Source organism: Streptomyces liliiviolaceus (genome assembly GCF_018070025.1).
Classification (GTDB): domain Bacteria; phylum Actinomycetota; class Actinomycetes; order Streptomycetales; family Streptomycetaceae; genus Streptomyces; species Streptomyces liliiviolaceus.
Map to the genome: position 1 here is coordinate 1,550,349 of NZ_JAGPYQ010000001.1, position 20,497 is coordinate 1,570,845.

Below are 20,497 nucleotides of genomic sequence, written 5' to 3' on the forward strand. Positions count from 1 at the left end.
GCAGCCGGGTTGCACGGGACTTCCGAGAACAGCGGCAGGGGGTGTGGCGGGGGGTATGACCGAGGACGAGTTCGACGGGTTCTACGCAGCCGCGTTCCCCCGGCTGACCGGGCAGCTCTACGCCTTCACCGGTGACCACGGTGAGGCGCAGGACGTCGTCCAGGAGGCATTCGTCCGGGCCTGGGACCGGCGGCGGGAGTTCCTCGCCGACGGGGCGCCCGAGGCCTGGATCCGTACGGTGGCGATGCGGCTCGCGGTGAGCCGGTGGCGGCGGGCCCGGCGTTGGCTGGAACTCGTCCGCCGCAATCCGCCGCAGGAGCACACCCCGGGGCCGGGTCCGGAACGGGCCGCGCTCGTGGCCGCGTTGCGGGAACTGCCCGAGGCGCAGCGCATGGCTGTCGTTCTGCACCATCTGTGCGACTTGAGTGTCGAACAGGTAGCCTCCGAAACCGGTGCGCCCATAGGGACGGTCAAGGCCCGGCTGTCCCGTGGCCGGGCGGCGCTGGCGCGGCGGCTCGGCGAGGCCGACGAACTGGGTGAGAGGGAGGACGACCGTGTCCGATGAGCTCACGCCCGGTCGCCGGCCCGAGCACGAGGACCCCGGCGAAGGCGTCGGCCGCTCCGAACTCACCCTCGCACTGCGCGAGTTGGCGCAGGACCACGAGACCCCCGTGGCCGTTCCGGGGGCGGAGATCCGCCGTCGTGCGGTACGCCGCCGCCGGCGCCGCAAGGCCTCGCTGGCCGCCGTCACCACGGCCGGAGCGGGGGCGCTGGCCCTGGTCCTCGCTCTTGTGCTCACTGATGGCGAAAGCGCCCGGTCGGTTCCGCCCGCGGCCAGTTACGGCGTGAAAACGCCCCCCGCGACCGCCAAGCCCTCGCCGGTCGTCGCCGCCGCCCGGGTGGACCTCGACCGGCGGGTGCTGACCGCCGAGGGACGCACCCTGCCCATCTCCGTCGGGACGGGCAAGTCGCCGACCCCGACCGGGCTGATGACGGTCACCGCCAAGTACAAGGCGACGATGGTGCCGGGCCCGGTGTCGGGCTGGAGCACGTACGACGTCAAGGCGACCTGGGTGATGCGGCTGCGCGGCTCCGACGACCGTACGAACTATCTCCTCGCCCTCAGCTGGGACGAGAAGGCGCCCGGCAACTACGACATCACCGGTGGTGCGATCGGTATGCGCACCGAGGACGCGATGTGGCTGTACAAGGTGCTCAGGCCGGGCGCGGTGGTGGAGGTGGTGGGGGCGGTCACGGCCCGGCCGACCGAGCAGCCGGAGCCGTCGCTGGCGGACCGTGGCCCGCAGGCCCCGCCCGCGGGGACGGCGACGGTGACGGCGGATCCGACCGATACCGCGAGGGCGAAGGAGCTGGCGGACGAGGCGCGGGCGACGGCGGAGTCGTCGGCGGCGGTTGCCGGGGGCACGGACACGGGTCCCTGAGGCATCGCGGGCCCTTGCGGGCCACATCCCTTGGGGTGAGCTTTACTGCGCGTTAGTTGCAGGAGCGGTGACATGGCGTGAGGGTGGGGTCAGTTCCACGGAGGCCCGCACGACCGCCTCCCGACGACCACCCCCTCCTCCTGGCGTGCCTCCCTTACTCGGGAGGAGCGGGTGTGGCCTCGTACACCTGCGAAGACGGCCGTCAGTGGTGGGGCATGAGCCGGTCCACCACGCGGCGGGCCGCTCCCGGGCGTGGCCCGGGGACCACCGCCGGACGCTCCCAGTCGCAGGGCGGTGTCGGGCGCCGGAGCGGCACCGCGCCCTGTTCCTTCAGCGCGACGCTCACCAGCCCCAGCAGCAGCTGGACATCGGCGTCGCAGTCGAGGAGCACGGTGATCCAGGAGGCGCCGGGGCGGACTCTGATCGCGCTCGTGTGCAGGAGTTGGGGAAGCAGGCGCTCGACCGCCGTGGGTGTGAGGCAGAGGTCGGCGGAGTCGTCGGAGTGGAAGTGGACGATCTCGTGTCCCGCCGAAGCGAAGGCATGCCCAACGGCGCACCGGGGCGGGCCACTTACCAGGTTCGGCCAGGTCTCCAGAAGAGCAATGGCGCGAGGGGCCGCGGTCATAACCCCATCCTCGCGCACGCTTCACCTGGAGGACCACCCCCAGCAACCTCCGACTACGCGCACCGCACGGCCGGTTACTCGATCACTCCCCGGCGAACCGGAACAGATTGCAGCGGTACGCCTCGACGTCCCGGCGCCTGAGCGTCGCCACGACCGGGAGCAGGAGGCGGTAGCGCAGGGGCAGCCGGTGCGTGACCGGGGCCGGCAGACGGGCCAGCGTGCGGGAGTCCGTGAGGCTCAGGCCCGGCTCCCACTGTTCGAGCGCACCCGGGTTGTCGCAGCTCCAGCGCATCCGGGCCGTCACCTTGGCCAGTACGTCATGGCCGTCCTGGTCGTCGACCACGCGGGACGCGGCGGTCTCCAGGGCGAAGCGGGCCCCGGGCAGCTCCTCCCCGACCTGCTGGAACACCGTACGGACCAGCTCCGCCTCCAGATAGACCAGCACGGCCTCGGCGACCAGGAAGTACGGCCCGGGGCTGCTGCCGCGCACCTGCTCCATCCACCGCGGATCGGTGACCGAGGCGGAGACCATGTGCCGCCGGTCGGTGTCCTCGAAGAAGCCCCGCCGCAGGGCGATCACATCGGGCAGGTCGAGGTCGAACCAGTGGACCGTGCCGTTGTCGAGCCGTTCGAACCGCGTGTTGAGCCCCGTGCCGATCTCGACGACCGTGCCGGACGGGTGCCGCTCCAGGAACTCCCGCACCCACTGGTCGAAGAGCAGGGTGCGCAGATTCGCCCCGAGCAGGCTCCGCGCGCCGTCGAAGCGGGAGAAGTCGTAGTCGAGGGAGTCGACCATCTCCACAGCCTGTGGATCGCTGAGCAGTCCGTGCGCCTTACGGGTCTCGACCGCACGGGCGTAGAGGGGGATGAGCAGGGTCTCCTGGACCTCGCCGAGTCGGGGCGTGCGTTTGTCCACCGGCCCTCTCCTCTCCACCGGCCCGGTCCTCGGGCCGGCCGCGCGGGGCAGGTCTCCCCAGGCAAGCTAACCGAGCCGCCCGGGGCTGACAGCCCCCCGCGTCACCGGCACGGCAGTTCCCGTACCGCCTCGACGACGTCGCGCGGTTCCCCGCGCCCCTGGCGGGCGGTGTGCTCGGCGTGGTCGGGGTTCAGCTCAGCTCATCGGGGTCCGGCGCTTCCTCGTCCTCGGCCTCGTCGGCGCTCTCCTCGGAGGGCCGCGCCGACTCCGGCGCCGGAACGGAAGCCCCGTCCGAGGCGGCCTCCGAAGGCTCCGCCGGCTGTGAAGCCCCGGCCGGTTCCGACGCGGAGGCCGGGGCCGACAGCGCCGCCGCGGGCGTCCGGCCGGACAGGACCTCCTCAAGGCGCCGTGTACCGGCCTCGGCAGCCCGCTCGATGTCCTCGGCGTCCACCTCGTCGAGTCCGCCGTCGGTGAGGGAGAGCGCGCTGTCGCCGACCCGTACGGCCGCGTAGTCCAGGGTGAGCACGGCCGGCCAGCCACCGCCGTCGCCGCTCACGGTCACCCGCAGGCCCTCGGCCGCCTCGCCCAGACCGGGCAGCGGCGCGGCGACCGCCCGGACGGTGAACTGCCCGCCCCTGACATCCGTGGCCGTGAACTGCCCGCAGGTCTCCGGGACCGTCTTCAGCCAGGCCAGCGAGGAGTCCAGCGCGGCCCGGTCGTACGCCCCGACCTGGTACCGCAGCTGTGCCCCGGCGCCCGTGTCGTCGAAGCCGGCCGCCGCACGGGACCCGGCGGGCTCGCCCAGCAGGTTCTCGGCGTACAGGCCGTCGAGCAGCCGCTGGCAGTCGGTGACGTCCGCCGTCCCCTTGAGGAGGGCGTCCCGCCAGGTCGCCGCGCCCTCGGTGCCCTTCCAGCCCTCCCCGAGGTCCGCGGGGGTGACCAGCGCCGACTTCGCCTGCGCCTCGGTGAGCGTGTGCGCGACGGTGACCGAGGGGGAGGGAGAGGGGACCCGCGCGGCCGCGGCGGAGGCCGCCGCGTCGTCCGCGGCACCGGCGTCCTCGTCACCGCCCGAGCACCCGGCCGTCGTGAGCAGCGCGGCCACCGCCAGGACCGGGACGAGGGCCGGCCCGAGGGCGGGGACGGTACGCCGGTGACGGCGGGACGGACGGTTCAGCACGGATGCCTCCTGGGGCTCCCGACGGCGGGGATCTTCCGGATCCCTCCCACGGCACCATCGCGCGGCACCTCCCACCAGCGCACCGGGCCGACCGGGTGAGCCGGCGGACCCCTTCGAGATGCCCCCGTCCGCCCCCGCGGCCACACTGGCCCCATGTCGGGACGGATCGAGGACTACGCCCTCGTCGGGGACCTGCTGACCGCCGCCCTCATCGGCCGCGACGGCAGCCTCGACTGGCTGTGCCTGCCCCGCTTCGACTCCCCCGCGTGCTTCGCCGCGCTGCTGGGCGACGAGAACAACGGCCGCTGGCGGATCGCCCCGGTGGCCGCCTACGACGGCTCCGCTCCGCCGGCCTCCACCCGCCGCTACCGCGGGGACTCCCTCGTCCTGGAGACCGAGTGGGAGACCGGCACCGGCCGGGCCACCGTCGTCGACTTCATGCCGCGCCGCGACGGCGCCCCCAGCGTCGTACGGATCGTCGAGGGCGTGTCCGGCACGGTCGATCTGCGCATGGACCTGCGGCTGCGGTTCGAGTACGGCAGCGTGGTGCCCTGGATGCACCGCGAGCACGGGCAGCTCACCGGGGTCGCCGGACCCGAGTCGGTGCGGCTGTCCACCACCGTCCCGCTGGCCGCGCACGGCCACGCCCACACCGCCGACTTCACCGTCACCGCGGGCGAACGCATCCCCTCCGTCCTGACCTGGCAGCCCTCCCACCTGCCCGCCCCCGGCCCCCTGGACCCCTTCGAGGCGCTGCGCCGCACCGAGGAGTACTGGAGCGACTGGCTGCGGCCGTTGTCGTACGACGGCACCTACCGCGAAGCGGTCGTACGCTCCCTCATCACCCTCAAGGCCCTCACCTACGAGCCGACCGGCGGCATCGTCGCCGCGCCCACCACCTCCCTGCCCGAACAGCCCGGCGGGGTACGCAACTGGGACTACCGCTACTGCTGGCTGCGCGACGCCGGAATGACCCTGGAGGCGCTGCTGCGCAGCGGCTTCACCGCCGAGGCGGACGCCTGGCGCGGCTGGCTGGAGCGGGCGGTCGCCGGCCGCCCCCAGGACATCCAGATCATGTACGGCATCGGCGGCGAGCGCAGGCTCACCGAGTGGACGGCCGACTGGCTCACGGGGTACGAGAGTTCGCGGCCGGTGCGGATCGGCAACGGCGCCGCCGTGCAGCAACAGCTCGATGTACCCGGCGAGTTGATGGACACCCTCGCCCTGACGCTGAGTTCGGGGCTGCGGCCCCACCGGCATCTCATCGCGCTCCAGCGGGCCGTGCTCGACCATCTGGAGAAGGTGTGGTCCCGGCCCGACCAGGGCCTGTGGGAGATGCGCGGCGAACCCCGCCACCACGTCCACTCCAAGGTCATGTGCTGGGTCGCCTTCGACCGCGCGGTCCGGCTGGCCGAGGACCACGGGCGCCCGGGGCCCGTCGACCGCTGGCGCGAGATCCGGGACCGTATCCACCGCGAGGTCTGCGAGCGGGGCTTCGACGCGGCGCGCGGCACGTTCACGCAGTCCTACGGCTCGCGCGCCCTCGACGCGGCGCTGCTGCTCATCCCGCGCACCGGGTTCCTGCCGCCGGACGACCCGAGGGTCGTCGGCACGGTCGCCGCCGTCGAACGCGAACTGTCGACCGGCGACGGCCTGGTCCGCCGCTACTCGACGAACGCCGGCGGATCCGCGGGCCCCGACGGGCTGGCCGGCTCCGAGGGCGCCTTCCTGGCCTGCTCCTTCTGGCTCGCGGACGCCCTGCGGCTGACCGGGCGCGAGGACGAGGCCCGGAACCTGTACGAACGGCTGCTGCTCCTGCGCAACGACGTCGGCCTGCTGGCGGAGGAGTACGACCCCGTCGCCGGACGCCAACTGGGCAATTTCCCGCAGGCGTTCACGCATGTGCCGCTCATCAGGGCGGCCTACGAACTCGACCGTCACGAGACCGGTCACCGGTGAGGATTCATTCCGTGAAGTACGGGTGAATCCGAGGCGACTTCTGCGAGGCTGACCCGATGCCGACCCTTTACAGAAGACTGCTCGGAATCCTTCCCCGGATAGGCGTGAAGGTGGTCGATCTCGGTCCCGGTACGTCCCTGCTGTTCCGGCGGGGCGAGCGGACCGTCGTACCGGTGGGAGGCGGCGCCGATCTGGTGACCCGCGGCAGGAGCCGGTACGTGGTCACGGACGCCGGCGCGGACACCTGGGTGGTGGCCCGCGGGGCCGCGCAGCGGAGCGTGAAGAGCGTGCCGCTCGGTGACACGGGCGCGCGTCTGCTGCTCGGCAAGGCGGTGCCGGCGGAGGGGGAGCGGGAGTTCCAGCTCGCCGCCGCGCACTATCTGTGCACCCAGCACGTGGCCGCGCTGCTGGAACTGAACCGCGTGAACTGCGTGTTCGACGTCGGGGCCAACAGCGGGCAGTACGGGAAGGGGCTGCGGCGCTTCGGCTACACAGGGCGGATCGTGTCCTTCGAGCCGGTCTCCGCGACGTTCGAGAAGCTGCGGAAGTCCGCCGAGAACGACCCGGACTGGCATGTCTACAACTTCGCGCTCGGCCGCGAGGAGGCCGTGCAGTCCATTCACGTGGACTGGAAGTCCATGAACTCGCTGCTGCCGCCGAGCGAGTACGGCAAGGAGCGGTACCGGCGGTTCGCCAAGGGGCGCACGGAGGAGATCGAGATCCGGCGGCTCGACGGCGTCATGCAGAAGGCGCTCGAAGGGGTCGAGGACCCCCGGCCGTATCTGAAGATGGACACGCAGGGTTTCGACATGGAGGTGTTCGCCGGGGCGGGTGAGCGGATCTCGGAGTTCGTCGGGATGCAGTCCGAGGTGGCGGCTCTGCGGCTGTACGAAGGCAGTCCCGCGATGGGGGAGGCTGTCGCCGCGTACGAGGCGGCGGGGTTCGGGGTCACCGGGATGTACCCCGTGACCCGCGACCCCGCGACGGGCCGAGTCGTGGAATTCGACTGCGTGATGGTCCGAGCGGCCCCCAACTGATCGCGCCGTTCCCCGCGCCCCTGGGGGGTGGGGGTTGCGTGGGTTTTCGGCTGCGGGTTCGCTGTGGCTGGCCGCGCAGTTCCCCGCGCCCCTGAAAAGCGGGGCTGCGCCCCTGCTTTTCGTCTTTCAGGGGCGCGGGGAACTGCGCGGGTGACCCCCACCGGACCCGCACCCGACATCCCCCACGGCCGCAGGGCGTTCAGGTCGTCGGGGGATCGGTACGCTAGGGGGACTGCGAGTCCCCCCATCTGCGCGCTTCCGTCACGCCGAAGTGCCGTTCGCGGTCCCCGTGTTGGCCTTCTGCTGTTGAGGATGATTCGCTGGTGCTCGTCGCGGAGCGGTATCGGTTGCAGGCGTCCATCGGCCGAGGCGGCATGGGCGAGGTCTGGCAGGCCACCGACGAGGTGCTCGGCCGCGCCGTCGCCGTCAAGCTGCTGCTGGGGGACGAGGCGGACAGCGCCGCGTCCGCCCGCTTCCGGCTGGAGGCCCAGACGGCGGCCAGGCTCAGCCACCCCTACGTCGTCGCCGTCTTCGACTTCGGCGCCTGGGAAGACCGGTTCTACCTGGTCATGGAGCTGGTCGAGGGCCAGAGCCTCGCCCAGGAGCTGACCGCGTCCGGCACCCTCGGCGCGGACCGGGTGGCCACCATCGCCGCCCAGGCCGCCGCGGGCCTCGCCGCCGCGCACCGCGAGGGGATCGTGCACCGGGACATCAAGCCCGGCAACCTCCTCGCGGACGCCCAGGGCACCGTGAAGATCGGCGACTTCGGCATCGCCCGTTTCGTCGACGACCCGTCGTCCGCGCTCACCACGGCCGGCCAGATCGTCGGCACCAGCCTCTATCTCGCCCCCGAGCGCGCCCTGGGCCGTCCGGCGTCCGCCGCCTCCGACGTGTACTCGCTGGGCTGCGTGCTCTACCAACTCCTCACCGGCAGACCGCCGTTCCAGGGCGAGAGCGCGACGATCACCCTGCACCAGCACATCGACATGGCACCGGTGCCGCCCCGCGAGCGCGGGATCCAGTTGCCGCCCGCCTTCGAGAACTACCTCCTCGGTCTGCTCGCCAAGCAGCCCGAGGACCGGCCCACGGCCCAGGAGGTCGCGGACTGGTTCGGCACGGGCGCCTGGCAGGGCCGGGCCGAGCCCCTCCCGGTGGCCGCGCAGCAGCCGCGTACCCAGGTGTCGTACGCGTCCGCGCCCCCGCAGCAGCAGCCCGGCGGAGCCGACAGCGGGGCCCCGACGACGTACCGGCTCCCGGCGACCGCCGCGCAGCCGACCGGACGCTCCGCCCGCGCGGCCCGCTCCGGTCCGCTGCCCGCCCCGGCCCCCTCCTCGCACCCCTCGCACTCCGCCCGTTCCGGGCCCTCGCGCCGCGCACGGCCCTCCGGCGGCGGAGTCGGCGGCGTGGGGACCGCCGTCCGCCGCAGACCCCGGGTGTTCGGCATCCTCGCCGGTGCCGTGATCTTCGTACTGGCCGTGCTCGCGGGCATGTCGATGTTCTCGCCGGACGACACCGCGTCGAAGGACGGCTCCAAGGACGGGACCCCCTCCGCCGGTGCGAGCGCGGGCACGTCCGGCGGGTCGGCCACCGGGGCGCCCGTGGCCGGAACGGTGGACCAGGAACAGGGCGGAGAACAAGGCGGGGACCAGGGCGGGGAGCAGGGGCAGGAGACCGGGACCGCGCCCGACGTCAATACGGAGCCCTCCGCCTCACCCTCCGTCACTCAGGAGGATCCGGAGGGCGTACCGGACCCTGCCCGGGACGCGGAGAAGCCGCGCAAGCCGGGCAAGGGCGGGGACGACCGGCCGGACGACAGCGACGACGAGGACGACACGGACGACGGCGAGGAATGAGCGCCGGCCGAGGAGGGTGTTCCTCGGCAGCTCTCAGAAGTCCTTCTCCGGCCAGTCCAGCAGCCGCGCCCCGATGACCGCGGTCTGCAGGGTGTACCGGTGCACGGGGTCCGCCGGGTTCGCCCCGGTCAGCCGGTGGATGCGCTCCAGCCGGTAGGTGAGCGCGCGGACGCTCAGCGCCAGCCGCCGGGCGGCCTCCGCGGCGACGCAGCCCGAGTCGAAGTACGCGGTGAGCGTGTCGAGGAGCGGTTCGGCGCCGCCGCGCGCCGCGCGCAGCGGTCCGAGCGCGCTGACCACCAGATCGGCCATGGCCTGCCGGTCCCGGGTCAGTACGGGATAGACGAGCAGGTCGGCGGAGCGCAGTACCGGGGTGTCGAACTCCAGCCGCTCCGCCAGGTCGAGGGCGTTCAGTGCCTCCTCGTAGGACTGGACGACCCCGCCGGGCCCCGGCTGGGACCGGCCGATGGCGACCTGCCCGCCGTCGGTGGCCGCGTACGCCTGCTTGGCGAAGAACGCGAGTACGTCGTCCTGGTCGCCCGGCGCGATGCACACCAGGCGGCCGTCCTTGGTGGTGACGAGGATGCTGCGGTCGCCGAACCTGGTGATCAGCGCCTGCTCCACCTCGCGGGGCACGGCGTCGCCCTCGTCGTAACCGTCGTGCCCCATGCTGCCCCGGGCCACGGCGACGGCGTGCGCGTGCGAGAGGCGCAGCCCGAAGCGTTCGGCGCGTTCGGCGAGCAGACCGAGGTCGCTGCGGCCGTGCAGCAGGTCGTCGATGAACTCCCGGCGCGCGGCCTCCTCCTGGCGTACGGCGAGGAGCTGCGCCCGCTCGTACCCCTCGGCGAAGGCGTCGACGGCCTGCTCCACGGCGGCGAGCGTGTGCTCCCCGGCGGTGGCGGGCCAGTGCACACGGGCGGCGGTGAGGTGGGCGCCGACCAGGGCGCGCAGTCCGAAGCCGGCCTCGGCGGCCCGTTCGCCCAGCGCCCGCCGGGAGTCGAGTTCGTCGCGGGTGAGCCGGCGGCCGGTCGCGGAGGTGTCCGCGAGGATACGCGCGTACCCGTCCAGGTACTCGTCGGGTACGTCCCGCCCCGCCATGCGCGCCCCTCTTCTCCCGCTGAGCCGTGTTACGTCGATGAGCTGGTGACGCCTTTCTAGCGCATGGGGCGGGGGTGTCGCGCGGTGAGGGTGGGGTTCGCTGCCGGAAAACGGCAGGGGCGGGGCCCCGGTACCGGCCGTCGTCAGACGGTGTCCGGCACCGGGGCCCCTATCCGTCCCCCGTGGCAGGCCCACGTGGATCCCCCGTGCATTCCGCGTGGTTCCTTGTTTCCGCCCGCTCATCGTGCCCGTGGGAGGGAGACTTCCGCATTGCCGGATCCCGGCAGTCTTCGGGCGTTCCCGGTGCCGGGCGGTGCCGAGGTCCCGCGACGCATGGGGCTGATGTGTCAAGGCGGCACCAAGAAAGCGTAAAGACTGCCGGGACCCGGCAATGTGTATAGCGCACGCATCTGACACAATGCGGGTCCGCCGAGGTGATCGGCGCAGTCGGGGAGGTGACCGGATGAACGTGTTTCTCGGTCTCGGCATCGCAGGTGTCGTGCTGCTGCTTCTGACGCTGGTCTTCGACGGCGTCCTGGAAGGGCTGTTCGGCGGGGCGAGCTTCCTGGACGGGCTCTTCGACGGGCTGCTCTCGCTGCCGGTCATCGCCGGATTCGTGTCGATGCTCGGCTTCGGCGGCGCCCTCGTGCTCGGCACGACCGGACTCGGAGTCCTGCCCGCCACCGCCGTGGGCATCGGCGCCGGGGCCGCGGCGGGCGCACTGACCTGGCGGTTCAGCCGGGCCCTGATGCGCGACGAACCGTCCGCCACACCGCGCGGCACCGACCTCGTCGGCAGCTCGGGGTCGGTGGTCACCCCGATCCCGGTCGGCGGTTACGGCGAGGTGCTCGTGTATCTCGCCGGGCAGCCGCTGAAAATCGCGGCGAAGAGCCCCGAAGCGGTGGCCCGGGGCACGGAGATCTGGGTCGAGGAGTCCCTGTCACCGACCTCGGTGGCGGTCCGCCCGGTCCAGCGCTGAGCGGTCCGAGGTTCCTGATTCCTCGTCATTGGTTCTTGGTTTTTGGTTATTGGTTCTGATCCGTACCGATCTGCCGCCTTGGGGGTGGCAAGGGGGGAATTCAACATGAGTCCAGTGCTCGTCGCGGTCGTGGGAGTCGTCGTACTCCTCGTCCTGCTCGCACTCGTCGTCGTCACGCGGTACAAGGTGGCCGGGCCCAGCCAGGCCTTCATCGTCACCGGGCGGCGCGGCAAGAAGTCCACCGACCCGGAGACCGGCCGGGTGTTCACCGACAACAGCGGACAGAAGGTCGTGGTCGGCGGCGGAGTCTTCGTCGTCCCCTTCGTCCAGCAGAAGTTCACCCTCGACCTGTCCAGCCGGCACATCCCGATCACGGTGCGCGGCGCGGTCACCCTGCGTGGCGTCAAGGCGAACCTCGAAGGGGTCGCCATCGTCAAGGTCGGCGGCACCGAGGACTCCATCCGCGCCGCCGCCCAGCGGTTCCTGATGCAGCAGAACGGCATCGTCGGCTTCACCCAGGAAGTGCTCTCCGGCGCGCTGCGTTCCATCGTGGGCCGCATGTCGGTGGAGGACATCATCCGGGACCGTGCCGCGTTCGCCGGGCAGGTCGCGGAGGAGGCCGAGGCGAGCCTGTCCGGGCAGGGTCTGGTGCTCGACGCCTTCCAGATCCAGGACATCACCACCGAGGGCTCCTACCTCGCCGACCTCGGGCGCCCCGAGGCCGCCCGGGCCAAGCAGGAGGCCGACATCGCGGAGGCGGTGGCCCGGCGTGCCGCCGAGCAGGCGCGGCTGAAGGCCGAGGAGGAGATCGCGGTCGCCCAGCGGACGTTCGCGCTCAAGACCGCGGAGATCAAGGCCGAGACGGACGAGGCGGCGGCGCGTGCCGCGGCGGCCGGTCCGCTGGCGCAGGCCGCCCGCAACCAGGAGGTCCTCGCCGAGCAGGAGAAGGTCGCCCAGCGGCAGGCCGCGCTGACCGACCGCGAGCTGGACACCAAGGTCCGCAAGCCGGCCGACGCGGCGCGCTACCAGGCCGAGCAGGAGGCGGAGGCCCGCCGGGTCGCCCTGGTCAAGCAGGCCGAGGCCGACGCCCAGCGGTCGCGCCTCACCGGTGAGGGCGAGAAGGCGCACCGTGCGGCGCTCGCCGACGCCGTACGCATCGAGGGTGAGGCCGAGGCCGCGGCGATCGGGGCGAAGGGGGCCGCCGAGGCGGAGGCGATGCGGCTGAAGGCCGACGCGTTCGCGCAGTACGGCGACGCGGCGGTGCTGCAGATGTTCGTCGAGGTGCTGCCGTCGGTCGTCGCGAAGGCGTCCGAGCCGCTCAGCGCGATCGACAAGATGACGGTGATCTCCACGGACGGGGCGAGCCAGTTGTCCCGCACGGTCGCGGACAACGTCGCGCAGGGGGTCGAGCTGCTCGGCTCCACGACGGGGGTGGATCTGCCGGAGCTGTTGCGGCGGGTGACGGGGGCGGCATCCGCACCGACCGCGTCGCCCGCGAACGGCAAGGTCGACGTGACCGACTGACGGTACGGGCGCCTTGGGTGGGGCCGTGGGGGGCGTGGGGGTTCGGCGGGAATTCGGCTGCGGGTCCGCTGTGGCTGGCCGCGCAGTTCCCCGCGCCCCTGAAAAGCGGGGCTGCGCCCCTGCTTTTCGTCTTTCAGGGGCGCGGGGAACTGCGCGCTCAGCCACAGCGGACCCGCAGCCAGGAACGTGCCCCGGCCCCTCCCCCCCAGGGGCGCGGGGAACTGCGCGAACGGCCCCTGCCGGGCCGTGGACGGAGACGGGCCGTAGAGGAAACCATTCCGCAGCCCGCCGTAGGGTGAACGGATCAGCAGATCGACATCGGACAGGGGACCAGCCATGGGCACTCCACGCCTGAGCAGTACGCCGTTGCCGGGAATCGGGGTGCGGTACGACCTCACCACCCGCGAACAACGCCGCATCTCCGTGGTCGCGCACCGCGACGGCGGCCGCACACTGAGCGCGTACCGCAAGGACGACCCGGACGCCTGCGCCCTCTCCGTCCGGCTCTCCGCGGGAGAGTCCGACGCGCTCATCGACGCCCTGATGCCCGCCCACCACAGCCCCAGCCTGCTGTCCACGACCGAGCTGGGCCTGGTCGCCGAACGCATCGAGCTGTCGTCGACCTCGTACTGGAACGGACGCCTGCTGGGCGAGACCTGCATGCGCACCGAGACCGGTGTGTCGATCGTCGCCGTGCTGCGCCGCGCCGAGGCCATCCCCTCGCCGGCGCCGGACTTCCGCCTCGCGGGCGGGGACACCCTCATCGTGATCGGCACCCGCGAGGGCGTGGAGTCGGCCGCGACCATACTCGGAAGGGAGTGACAGGTGCATTCGTCCGCGGTCTTCCTGATCGAGTTCGGCGCGATCATCCTCGGTCTGGGGCTGCTCGGCCGGTTCGCCGGACGGTTCCAGTTCTCGCCGATACCGCTCTACCTGCTGGCCGGACTGGCCTTCGGTGAGGGCGGGCTGCTGCCGCTGGGCACCAGCGAGGAGTTCGTCGCGATCGGCGCCGAGATCGGCGTCATCCTGCTGCTGCTGATGCTCGGGCTGGAGTACACGGCGACCGACCTGGTCTCCAATCTCAAGACCCAGTACCCGGCGGGCCTGGTCGACGCCGCGCTGAACGCCCTGCCCGGCGCCGCGATGGCGCTGCTGCTCGGGTGGGGGCCGGTGGCCGCCGTCGTCCTCGCCGGCGTCACCTGGATCTCCTCCTCCGGTGTCATCGCCAAGGTCCTCGGCGACCTGGGGCGGCTCGGCAACCGTGAGACCCCGGTCATCCTGAGCATCCTGGTCCTCGAAGACCTCTCCATGGCGGTCTACCTGCCGATCATCACCGCGCTGCTGGCCGGTGCGGGGCTGGCGGCGGGCAGTGCCACGCTCGCCATCGCGCTCGGTGTCGCCGGGCTCGTCCTCGTCGTCGCGGTGCGGTACGGCCGCCACATCTCCCGGTTCGTGTCGAGCGACGACCCGGAGAAGCTGCTGCTGGTGGTGCTGGGGCTGACCCTGCTGGTCGCCGGTGTGGCGCAGCAGCTCCAGGTGTCGGCGGCCGTGGGGGCGTTCCTCGTCGGCATCGCGCTGTCGGGGGAGGTCGCGGAGGGGGCGCACGGGCTGCTGTCGCCGCTGCGGGACCTGTTCGCCGCCGTGTTCTTCGTCTTCTTCGGGCTGCACACCGATCCGGCGAGCATTCCGCCGGTGCTGCTGCCGGCGCTGGCGCTGGCCGTGGTCACGGCCGGGACGAAGATCGCGACGGGGTACTGGGCCGCGAAGCGGGCCGGGATCTCGGCGAAGGGGCGGTGGCGGGCCGGGGGGACGCTCGTCGCGCGCGGCGAGTTCTCGATCGTGATCGCGGGGCTGGCGGTGACGTCGGGGATCGAGCCGCGGCTCGGGCCGCTGGCCACGGCGTACGTGCTGATCCTGGTGATCGTGGGGCCGCTGACCGCGCGGTACACCGAGCCGGTGGCTGCGCTGTTGGGTGGGCGTGGGCGGCGGACGGCCGGGCCGTCGGAGTCGTCGGATCCGGAGTCGGAGTCCGACGTGGCGCAGGACCGCGACCTGGTCCCGAGCCCGGACGCTCCCGCGGAGAAGTAACGAGGCGCGGCACGCTGTCGCGTGACCGCGCCGCGGGGGTTCGGCCGTGTGTCCGGTGCGGGCCGGTGGAGGCTGGCCGCGCAGTTCCCCGCGCCCCTGGGGTGGGTGGGGGTTCGGCCGTGCGTCGGGTGCGGGCCGGTGGGGGTTGAGCGCGCAGTTCCCCGCGCCCCTGGGGGTGGGCGTTTGCCGGGATGTCGGGTGCGGGCCGGTAGTGGCTGGCCGCGCAGTTCCCCGCGCCCCTGGGGTGGGTGCGGGCCCGTTGTGGCTGGGTGCGCCGTTCCCCGCGCCCCTGAAAGCCGGGCTGCGCCCAGGCTTTTGTGCGCGCGTACCTCAACCGGCACAGAACGAACAACCGAGCCACCCACGCACCTAAGGGGCGCGGGGAACTGCGCGCTCAGCCACGACCGACCCGCAGAGGACGAGCAACGGGTCCCCCCACCCCCTCAGGGGCGCGGGGAACTGCGCGACCAGCCACGACGGACCCGCACTGGACCGACGACCGCCAGGTCCCCCACCCCCTGAGGGGCGCGGGGAACTGCGCGGCCAGCCCCCACCGACCCGCACCCCCCTACGGGGCGCGGGCGCCCCAGTCAGCCCCGCGCGTCAGGCCCCGTCGGCCCCTCCGGCGGCACGACCTCTCCCGGGACCACCCGCGGAGCGTCCCCCCTCCGCCGCCGCCCTCTTCTCGGCCTTCAGGATCCGCGCGGACTTCCCCGCCGAACGCGCCAGTTCCGGCCCCTTCTTCACGGCCAGGACGACGATGACGACGACGAGGATGACGGCGAGCTCGCTCAGTCCGAACATGTGCGTCCTCTCCCCTTCCGTTTCCGCCCCGCCGCCGTCAGACGCCGACGCCGAAGTCGGAGGCGATGCCCGCGAGCCCGGAGGCGTATCCCTGGCCCACCGCGCGGAACTTCCACTCCGCGCCGTGGCGGTACAGCTCGCCGAAGACCATCGCGGTCTCGGTGGCGGCGTCCTCGGACAGGTCGTAGCGCGCGATCTCGGCGCCGCCGGCCTGGTTCACGACGCGGATGAAGGCCCCCCGGACCTGCCCGAAGCTCTGCCCGCGGGCCTCGGCGTCATGGATGGACACGGGGAAGACGATCTTCGCGACCTCGGCCGGCACGGCCGCCAGGTCGACCTTGACCGACTCGTCGTCACCCTCGCCCTCACCCGTGAGGTTGTCACCGGTGTGCTCGACCGAACCGTCGGGGCTCTTCAGGTTGTTGTAGAAGATGAAGTGCTGGTCGGAGAGGACCTTGCCCGACTCGTCGACCAGCAGCGCCGACGCGTCGAGGTCGTAGTCCGTGCCCGTCGTGGTCCGCACGTCCCAGCCGAGGCCGACCAGCACGGCCGTCAGGCCCGGCGCCTCCTTGCTGAGCGAGACATTGCCGCCTTTGGAAAGGGAAACTCCCACGCCGATCTCCTTATTGGTGCGAACGTTCCTCGTGGGGCAGAATCTACAGCACTGTAGAAAATAAGGAAGGAGACAGGACGTGACGGACCGGCGGCAGCGTCCCCCGCGGCGGGGACAGGGTGAGCTGGAGGCGCAGGTCCTGTCGGCCCTGTGCGCGGCGGAGGGGCCCGCGACGGCGGGCTGGGTGCAGGAGCGCCTCGGTGGTGATCTCGCCTATACGACCGTCATCACGATCCTGACCCGGCTGCTGGCGAAGGGCGCCGTGACCCGGGAGCGCGTCGGCCGGTCCTTCGCGTGGACCCCGGCGTCGGACGAGGCGGGTCTGGCCGCCCGCCGGATGCGCAAGGTGCTGGACGGGGAGCGGGACCGGGAGGCCGTACTCGCCAGCTTCGTGACGTCCCTGGAGCCGGACGACGAACGGCTGCTGCGTGAACTGCTGGCCCATCCCGGCGCGGAGAGGAACGGCTGAGCGGCGACGCGCCTCCCCGCGCCGGGATGGAGGGACGGAGGGATGGACTTCCTGGGGGACTGGGCGGCTGGGCGACTGGGAGCCGTCAGCCCTCTTCCTGCTCTTCCTGCTCCCCCTCGTCCCCCTCGAAGAAGTCGCCCGCCTCGTCCACGACCTCCGCCGCCACCAGTCCGCCGGCGACCCCGAGCGCGAGCCCCGCCGCGCCCGCGGCGACCCCCGCCCCGATGCCGGGACGCGACCGCTCGTGCAGCTCGTGCCGGTCGTGGCCGTACGCCGCGTCGGGGTCGTACGACTCCCGGTGTTCGACCAGTTCCCGGACCCAGCCGTCGACCACGGCGTTCCAGTCCTGGTGGCCGACGCCCTCGTGGGAGACGGTGAACCGGGTGAGGGTGTCGTCGCCCGAGGAGGGGAGGCCGCCGCGCTTGTCGGCCTCCAGGACCACCTCCATGCCGGTGGGGGCGGCGAGGAAGGTCACCTCGATCTCGTTGACCGCGTGGGCGTACGCGGGCGACGGGGTGAGTTCGAGCTCCTGGTAGAAGGGGAGCTGCTGGCCCGTGCCGCCGATCCGGCCCAGTTCCAGGTCGGCGGACCTGAAGCCGAAGCCGAGCTGTCCGAAGGCCTCCAGGATCGCCTCCTGGGCCGGCCGGGGCGTCACGGTCAGCCGGTCCAGGTCGCCCTTGTCCCGCACGCCCGCCACCGAGAGTTCCGTACGCAGGCCGAGGACGATGCCCAGCTCCTGCCCGTACAGCTCGGTGACCGGGGTCTCCCAGGGGAGTGTGACCGTGAACGGGACGGTCCGCTCCTCGTCCTCGGCGAGCCGGAACCCGCCGCCGACGGTGAACCGTTCGAAGACGACCCCGCTCTCGCTCTCCCCCTCCTCGTGCTCGTCCTCGTGCTCGGCCTCGACGCCCGCGACCAGTTCCAGCGCGATGTGCTCGATGTCGGCGTCCGAGCCGCCGCCTCTGAGCCGGATCTCGCCGGAGAGGGTCCCGCCGGGCAGGGCGGGGGCGGGGCTCAGGACCGTTTCCACCGTGGGGCCGCCCACGCCGAGTGATCCGAGCAGCCGTTTGAACACCATTGAGGGGTCCACTCCTTCATGTGCGGGTGGTCGTGCCGGGCCGTGCTCCGCGTATGTGTACGCGGTCCTGCTCTACGTACATGTAGAGGTTAAGGGCGGCCTCCCGTACCGTGATCGGGTACCCCCGGCCCATGTCCCACCTGGGAGAACGTGAGCTGCGCCACTCGTGTCCTGCGCCTCTGGACTACGTACTTTGCGATTCCTTTACACTGGGTGGAACGCTTGACGACGACGAAGGAGCAACGGTTCCACCATGGGTGAACCTCCTAGTACCAGCCGTGCCACCCCCGGCCCGAGACGTGTGCATGCGGGAGCGGGGGTGGCACGGTGACCGAGATCCTGCTGCTTCTGCTCGCCCTGTCGCTCACGCTCGCCTGCGCCGTGTTCGTGGCGGCCGAGTTCTCGCTGACCACCGTCGAGCGCGGTGATCTGGAGCGGGCCGCCGAGGCCGGCGAGCGCGGCGCGGACGGTGCGCTGAAGGCCGTCCGGAAGCTGACGTTCCAGCTGTCCGGCGCACAGCTGGGCATCACCGTCACCTCCCTGGTGATCGGCATGCTCGCCGAACCCTCGCTGGCCGTCCTCCTGGAGGGCCCGCTCAAGGCCGTGGGCCTGGGCGGCGCTGCCTCCACGACGGCGACCCTGCTCGGCGTGGTGCTCTCCACCGTCGTGCTGATGGTGGTCGGCGAGCTGGTCCCGAAGAACTGGGCGATCTCCCGCCCGCTGGCCGTCGCCAAGGTGGTCGCGGGACCGCAGCGCGCCTTCACGGCCGCGTTCGGCCCGTTCATCCGGCACCTGAACAACACCGCGAACCGGTTCGTACGCCGCTTCGGACTGGAGCCCGCCGAGGAGCTGGCCTCCGCCCGGGGTCCGGAGGAACTGGTCGCGCTGGCCCAGCACTCGGCCGCCCAGGGCGCCCTGGAGCCGGACTCCGCCGAACTGTTCGTCCGTACGCTGCACCTGGGCGAGCTGACCGCGCAGAACGTGATGACACCGCGCGTCGACGTGCGGGCGCTGGAGGCGCACGCCACGGCCACCGACGCCGCCAACCTCTCGCACGCTACCGGCCTGTCCCGCTTCCCGGTCTACCGCGACAGCCTGGACGAGGTCGTCGGCACGGTCCACATCCGTGACGTACTCGCCCTGGAACCCGGCGAGCGGGCCACGACCCCCGTCACCGAGCTGGCCACGGCCCCGCTGCTGGTGCCCGACAGCCTGCCCGCCGACCGTCTTCTGGAGCGCATGCGCACGGCCCGCACGATGGCCGTCGTCATCGACGAGTACGGCGGCACGGCCGGTGTGGCCACGGTGGAGGACATCGTGGAGGAGGTCGTCGGCGAGGTCCGTGACGAGCACGACCCCGTCGAGATCCCCGACCTGCTGCCCGCCCCCGCCACGGCCGACGGCCGCCCGGCCTGGGACGCGGACGGCGGTGTACGGCTGGACGAGCTGGCCGCGATAGGACTGCGCGCGCCGGACGGCCCGTACGAGACGGTCGCGGGGCTGGTCGCCACCCGGCTGGCCCGCATCCCGGCCGAGGGCGACGTCCTCGACCTGGGCGGCTGGCGGCTGGACGTCCTCGCCGTGGAGCACCACCGGGCCGACCGCGTCCGTATCACCGGACCGGCCGCCGGGCCGGACGGCGATCACGACGACGGCCACGACGGAGACCACGACGGCGGTCACGACGGTGGTCACGACGGCGAACCGGTCGGTCAGAGCGCGCGGGAGTCACGATGAGTACATCCACCACGATCCAACTGCTCATCGGCGCCCTGACCCTGCTGACCAACGCGTTCTTCGTCGGCGCCGAGTTCGCCCTGATCTCCGTGCGCCGCAGCCAGATCGAGCCGCTGGCCCAGGAGGGCAACAAGCGGGCCCGGATGACCCTGTGGGGTCTGCGGCACATCTCGGCGATGATGGCGACCGCCCAACTCGGCATCACCGTCTCGTCGTTGGTGCTGGGCGCGGTCGCCGAACCGGCCATCGCGCATCTGCTGGAGCCCGCCTTCGAGGCGGCCCACATCCCGCACGGCCTGGTGCACCCGATCGCCTTCGTGATCGCGCTGACCGTGGCGACGTATCTGCACATGCTGTTCGGCGAGATGGTGCCGAAGAACATCGCGCTCGCCGCGCCCGCGCAGACCGCGCTGCTGCTCGGCCCCGCGCTGGTGGCCCTCACCCGGGCCCTGCGGCCGTTCATCTTCGGGATCAACGCCTTCGCCAACGCCCTGCTGAAACTGCTGCGCGTCGAGGCCAAGGACGAGGTGGAGTCGGCGTTCACGGACGACCAGCTCGCCCGGATGGTCGTCGACTCCAGCGAGGCCGGGCTCCTGACGGCCGCCGACGGCGAACGCCTGCGCGACGCACTGGAACTGGGCACCCGCCCGGTCGGCGAGATCCTCGTCCCGGCCCAGCGGATGCGCACGGTCGACGACACCGTGACCCCGGCGCGGCTCGAACGCGCGGCGGCCGAGGCCGGTTTCTCCCGGCTGCCCGTGACCGGCGGGGACGGCACGCTGCTCGGCTACCTCCACATCAAGGACACCCTCGGCGTCGTCGAGCGCGACCGGCCGTTCCCGCGGAGCGCCCTGCACCCGGTGACCCGCGTCCGTATCGACACCCCGCTCGACGACACGCTCACCGCGCTGCGGGCCACGGGCAGTCATCTCGCGGCGGTCACCGGTGAGGGGGGCAAGGTCCTCGGCTTCGTCACCATGGAGGACGTCCTGTCGGAGCTGGTCGGGCCGTCCCCCGCGGGGGTCTGACCGGGGGCCGGCCGGGGGTCTGACCGGTGCCCTGTTGACCACTGCGACTATCGTGGCGATTCATGTTCGAAAT

The 20,497-nt window shown here is 72.5% G+C and carries 18 protein-coding genes and 1 pseudogene; 12 read left to right on the forward strand and 7 right to left on the reverse strand.

Features of this window, described 5'->3' with window-relative positions; genetic code table 11:
* Positions 1-55 precede the first annotated feature (55 nt).
* Together J8N05_RS06885 and J8N05_RS06890 are read left to right on the forward strand one after the other, a co-directional pair.
* Positions 56-565: a SigE family RNA polymerase sigma factor gene (locus J8N05_RS06885; protein ID WP_210881565.1), complete on the forward strand. Its 510-nt coding sequence runs from the start codon at positions 56-58 to the stop codon at positions 563-565.
* Positions 555-1,442: a L,D-transpeptidase gene (locus J8N05_RS06890; RefSeq protein WP_210881566.1), complete on the forward strand. Its 888-nt coding sequence runs from the start codon at positions 555-557 to the stop codon at positions 1,440-1,442. Before J8N05_RS06885 ends, J8N05_RS06890 begins: the two co-directional genes overlap by 11 nt.
* A gap of 202 nt (positions 1,443-1,644) precedes the next feature.
* Here J8N05_RS06890 and J8N05_RS06895 read toward each other — a convergent pair whose 3' ends face one another.
* From J8N05_RS06895 to J8N05_RS06905, 3 genes are all read right to left on the reverse strand, one after another.
* Positions 1,645-2,067 carry a luciferase domain-containing protein gene (locus J8N05_RS06895; protein WP_210881567.1) on the reverse strand — a complete coding sequence of 141 codons (423 nt, stop codon included), beginning with the start codon at positions 2,065-2,067 and terminating at the stop codon, positions 1,645-1,647.
* An 82-nt stretch (positions 2,068-2,149) separates the two neighbouring features.
* Positions 2,150-2,983 (reverse strand): class I SAM-dependent methyltransferase, encoded by an 834-nt coding sequence (locus tag J8N05_RS06900; RefSeq protein WP_210881568.1) that lies wholly within the window; start codon positions 2,981-2,983, stop codon positions 2,150-2,152.
* 190 nt (positions 2,984-3,173) lie between these two features.
* A complete protein-coding gene (locus tag J8N05_RS06905; protein WP_247706176.1) occupies positions 3,174-4,160 on the reverse strand; it encodes a hypothetical protein in 987 nt (328 codons plus the stop codon).
* A gap of 153 nt (positions 4,161-4,313) precedes the next feature.
* Here J8N05_RS06905 and J8N05_RS06910 point away from each other — a divergent pair, with 153 nt between their 5' ends.
* From J8N05_RS06910 to J8N05_RS06920, 3 genes are all read left to right on the forward strand, one after another.
* Positions 4,314-6,119 carry a glycoside hydrolase family 15 protein gene (locus J8N05_RS06910; protein ID WP_210881569.1) on the forward strand — a complete coding sequence of 602 codons (1,806 nt, stop codon included), beginning with the start codon at positions 4,314-4,316 and terminating at the stop codon, positions 6,117-6,119.
* Positions 6,120-6,175: 56 nt separating this feature from the next.
* Positions 6,176-7,156: an FkbM family methyltransferase gene (locus tag J8N05_RS06915; protein ID WP_210881570.1), complete on the forward strand. Its 981-nt coding sequence runs from the start codon at positions 6,176-6,178 to the stop codon at positions 7,154-7,156.
* Between the two features lie 374 nt (positions 7,157-7,530).
* Entirely contained in the window at positions 7,531-9,009 is a 1,479-nt protein-coding gene (locus J8N05_RS06920; protein WP_247706678.1) for a serine/threonine-protein kinase, read from the forward strand.
* A 33-nt stretch (positions 9,010-9,042) separates the two neighbouring features.
* On the opposite strand, the gene J8N05_RS06925 is transcribed toward J8N05_RS06920, so the two are convergent.
* Positions 9,043-10,104: a PucR family transcriptional regulator gene (locus J8N05_RS06925; protein WP_210881572.1), complete on the reverse strand. Its 1,062-nt coding sequence runs from the start codon at positions 10,102-10,104 to the stop codon at positions 9,043-9,045.
* Positions 10,105-10,567: 463 nt separating this feature from the next.
* Between J8N05_RS06925 and J8N05_RS06930 the strand changes: the two genes are divergently transcribed.
* From J8N05_RS06930 to J8N05_RS06945, 4 genes are all read left to right on the forward strand, one after another.
* Positions 10,568-11,083, forward strand: a complete 516-nt coding sequence (locus tag J8N05_RS06930) for a hypothetical protein (protein WP_210881573.1) — start codon at positions 10,568-10,570, stop codon at positions 11,081-11,083.
* Positions 11,084-11,188: 105 nt separating this feature from the next.
* Positions 11,189-12,607, forward strand: coding sequence for a flotillin family protein (locus J8N05_RS06935; RefSeq protein ID WP_210881574.1), 1,419 nt, complete (start codon positions 11,189-11,191; stop codon positions 12,605-12,607).
* A gap of 336 nt (positions 12,608-12,943) precedes the next feature.
* On the forward strand, positions 12,944-13,429 hold the full coding sequence (locus J8N05_RS06940) for a cation:proton antiporter regulatory subunit (protein ID WP_210881575.1): 486 nt from the start codon (positions 12,944-12,946) through the stop codon (positions 13,427-13,429).
* 3 nt (positions 13,430-13,432) lie between these two features.
* On the forward strand, positions 13,433-14,695 hold the full coding sequence (locus tag J8N05_RS06945; RefSeq protein WP_210881576.1) for a cation:proton antiporter: 1,263 nt from the start codon (positions 13,433-13,435) through the stop codon (positions 14,693-14,695).
* A gap of 590 nt (positions 14,696-15,285) precedes the next feature.
* Here J8N05_RS06945 and J8N05_RS06950 read toward each other — a convergent pair.
* Positions 15,286-15,499: pseudogene (locus tag J8N05_RS06950) on the reverse strand (twin-arginine translocase TatA/TatE family subunit).
* Positions 15,500-15,536: 37 nt separating this feature from the next.
* On the reverse strand, positions 15,537-16,112 hold the full coding sequence (locus J8N05_RS06955; RefSeq protein ID WP_210881578.1) for a TerD family protein: 576 nt from the start codon (positions 16,110-16,112) through the stop codon (positions 15,537-15,539).
* A 79-nt stretch (positions 16,113-16,191) separates the two neighbouring features.
* On the opposite strand from J8N05_RS06955, the gene J8N05_RS06960 reads away from it, so the two are divergent.
* A complete protein-coding gene (locus J8N05_RS06960; protein ID WP_210881579.1) occupies positions 16,192-16,581 on the forward strand; it encodes a BlaI/MecI/CopY family transcriptional regulator in 390 nt (129 codons plus the stop codon).
* Positions 16,582-16,666: 85 nt separating this feature from the next.
* Here J8N05_RS06960 and J8N05_RS06965 read toward each other — a convergent pair whose 3' ends face one another.
* Positions 16,667-17,659 carry a sporulation protein gene (locus J8N05_RS06965; protein ID WP_210881580.1) on the reverse strand — a complete coding sequence of 331 codons (993 nt, stop codon included), beginning with the start codon at positions 17,657-17,659 and terminating at the stop codon, positions 16,667-16,669.
* 327 nt (positions 17,660-17,986) lie between these two features.
* On the opposite strand from J8N05_RS06965, the gene J8N05_RS06970 reads away from it, so the two are divergent.
* A complete protein-coding gene (locus J8N05_RS06970; RefSeq protein ID WP_210881581.1) occupies positions 17,987-19,396 on the forward strand; it encodes a hemolysin family protein in 1,410 nt (469 codons plus the stop codon).
* Complete coding sequence (locus J8N05_RS06975; protein ID WP_210881582.1) at positions 19,393-20,424, forward strand: hemolysin family protein; 1,032 nt, start codon at positions 19,393-19,395, stop codon at positions 20,422-20,424. Before J8N05_RS06970 ends, J8N05_RS06975 begins: the two co-directional genes overlap by 4 nt.
* Positions 20,425-20,497: the final 73 nt, after the last annotated feature.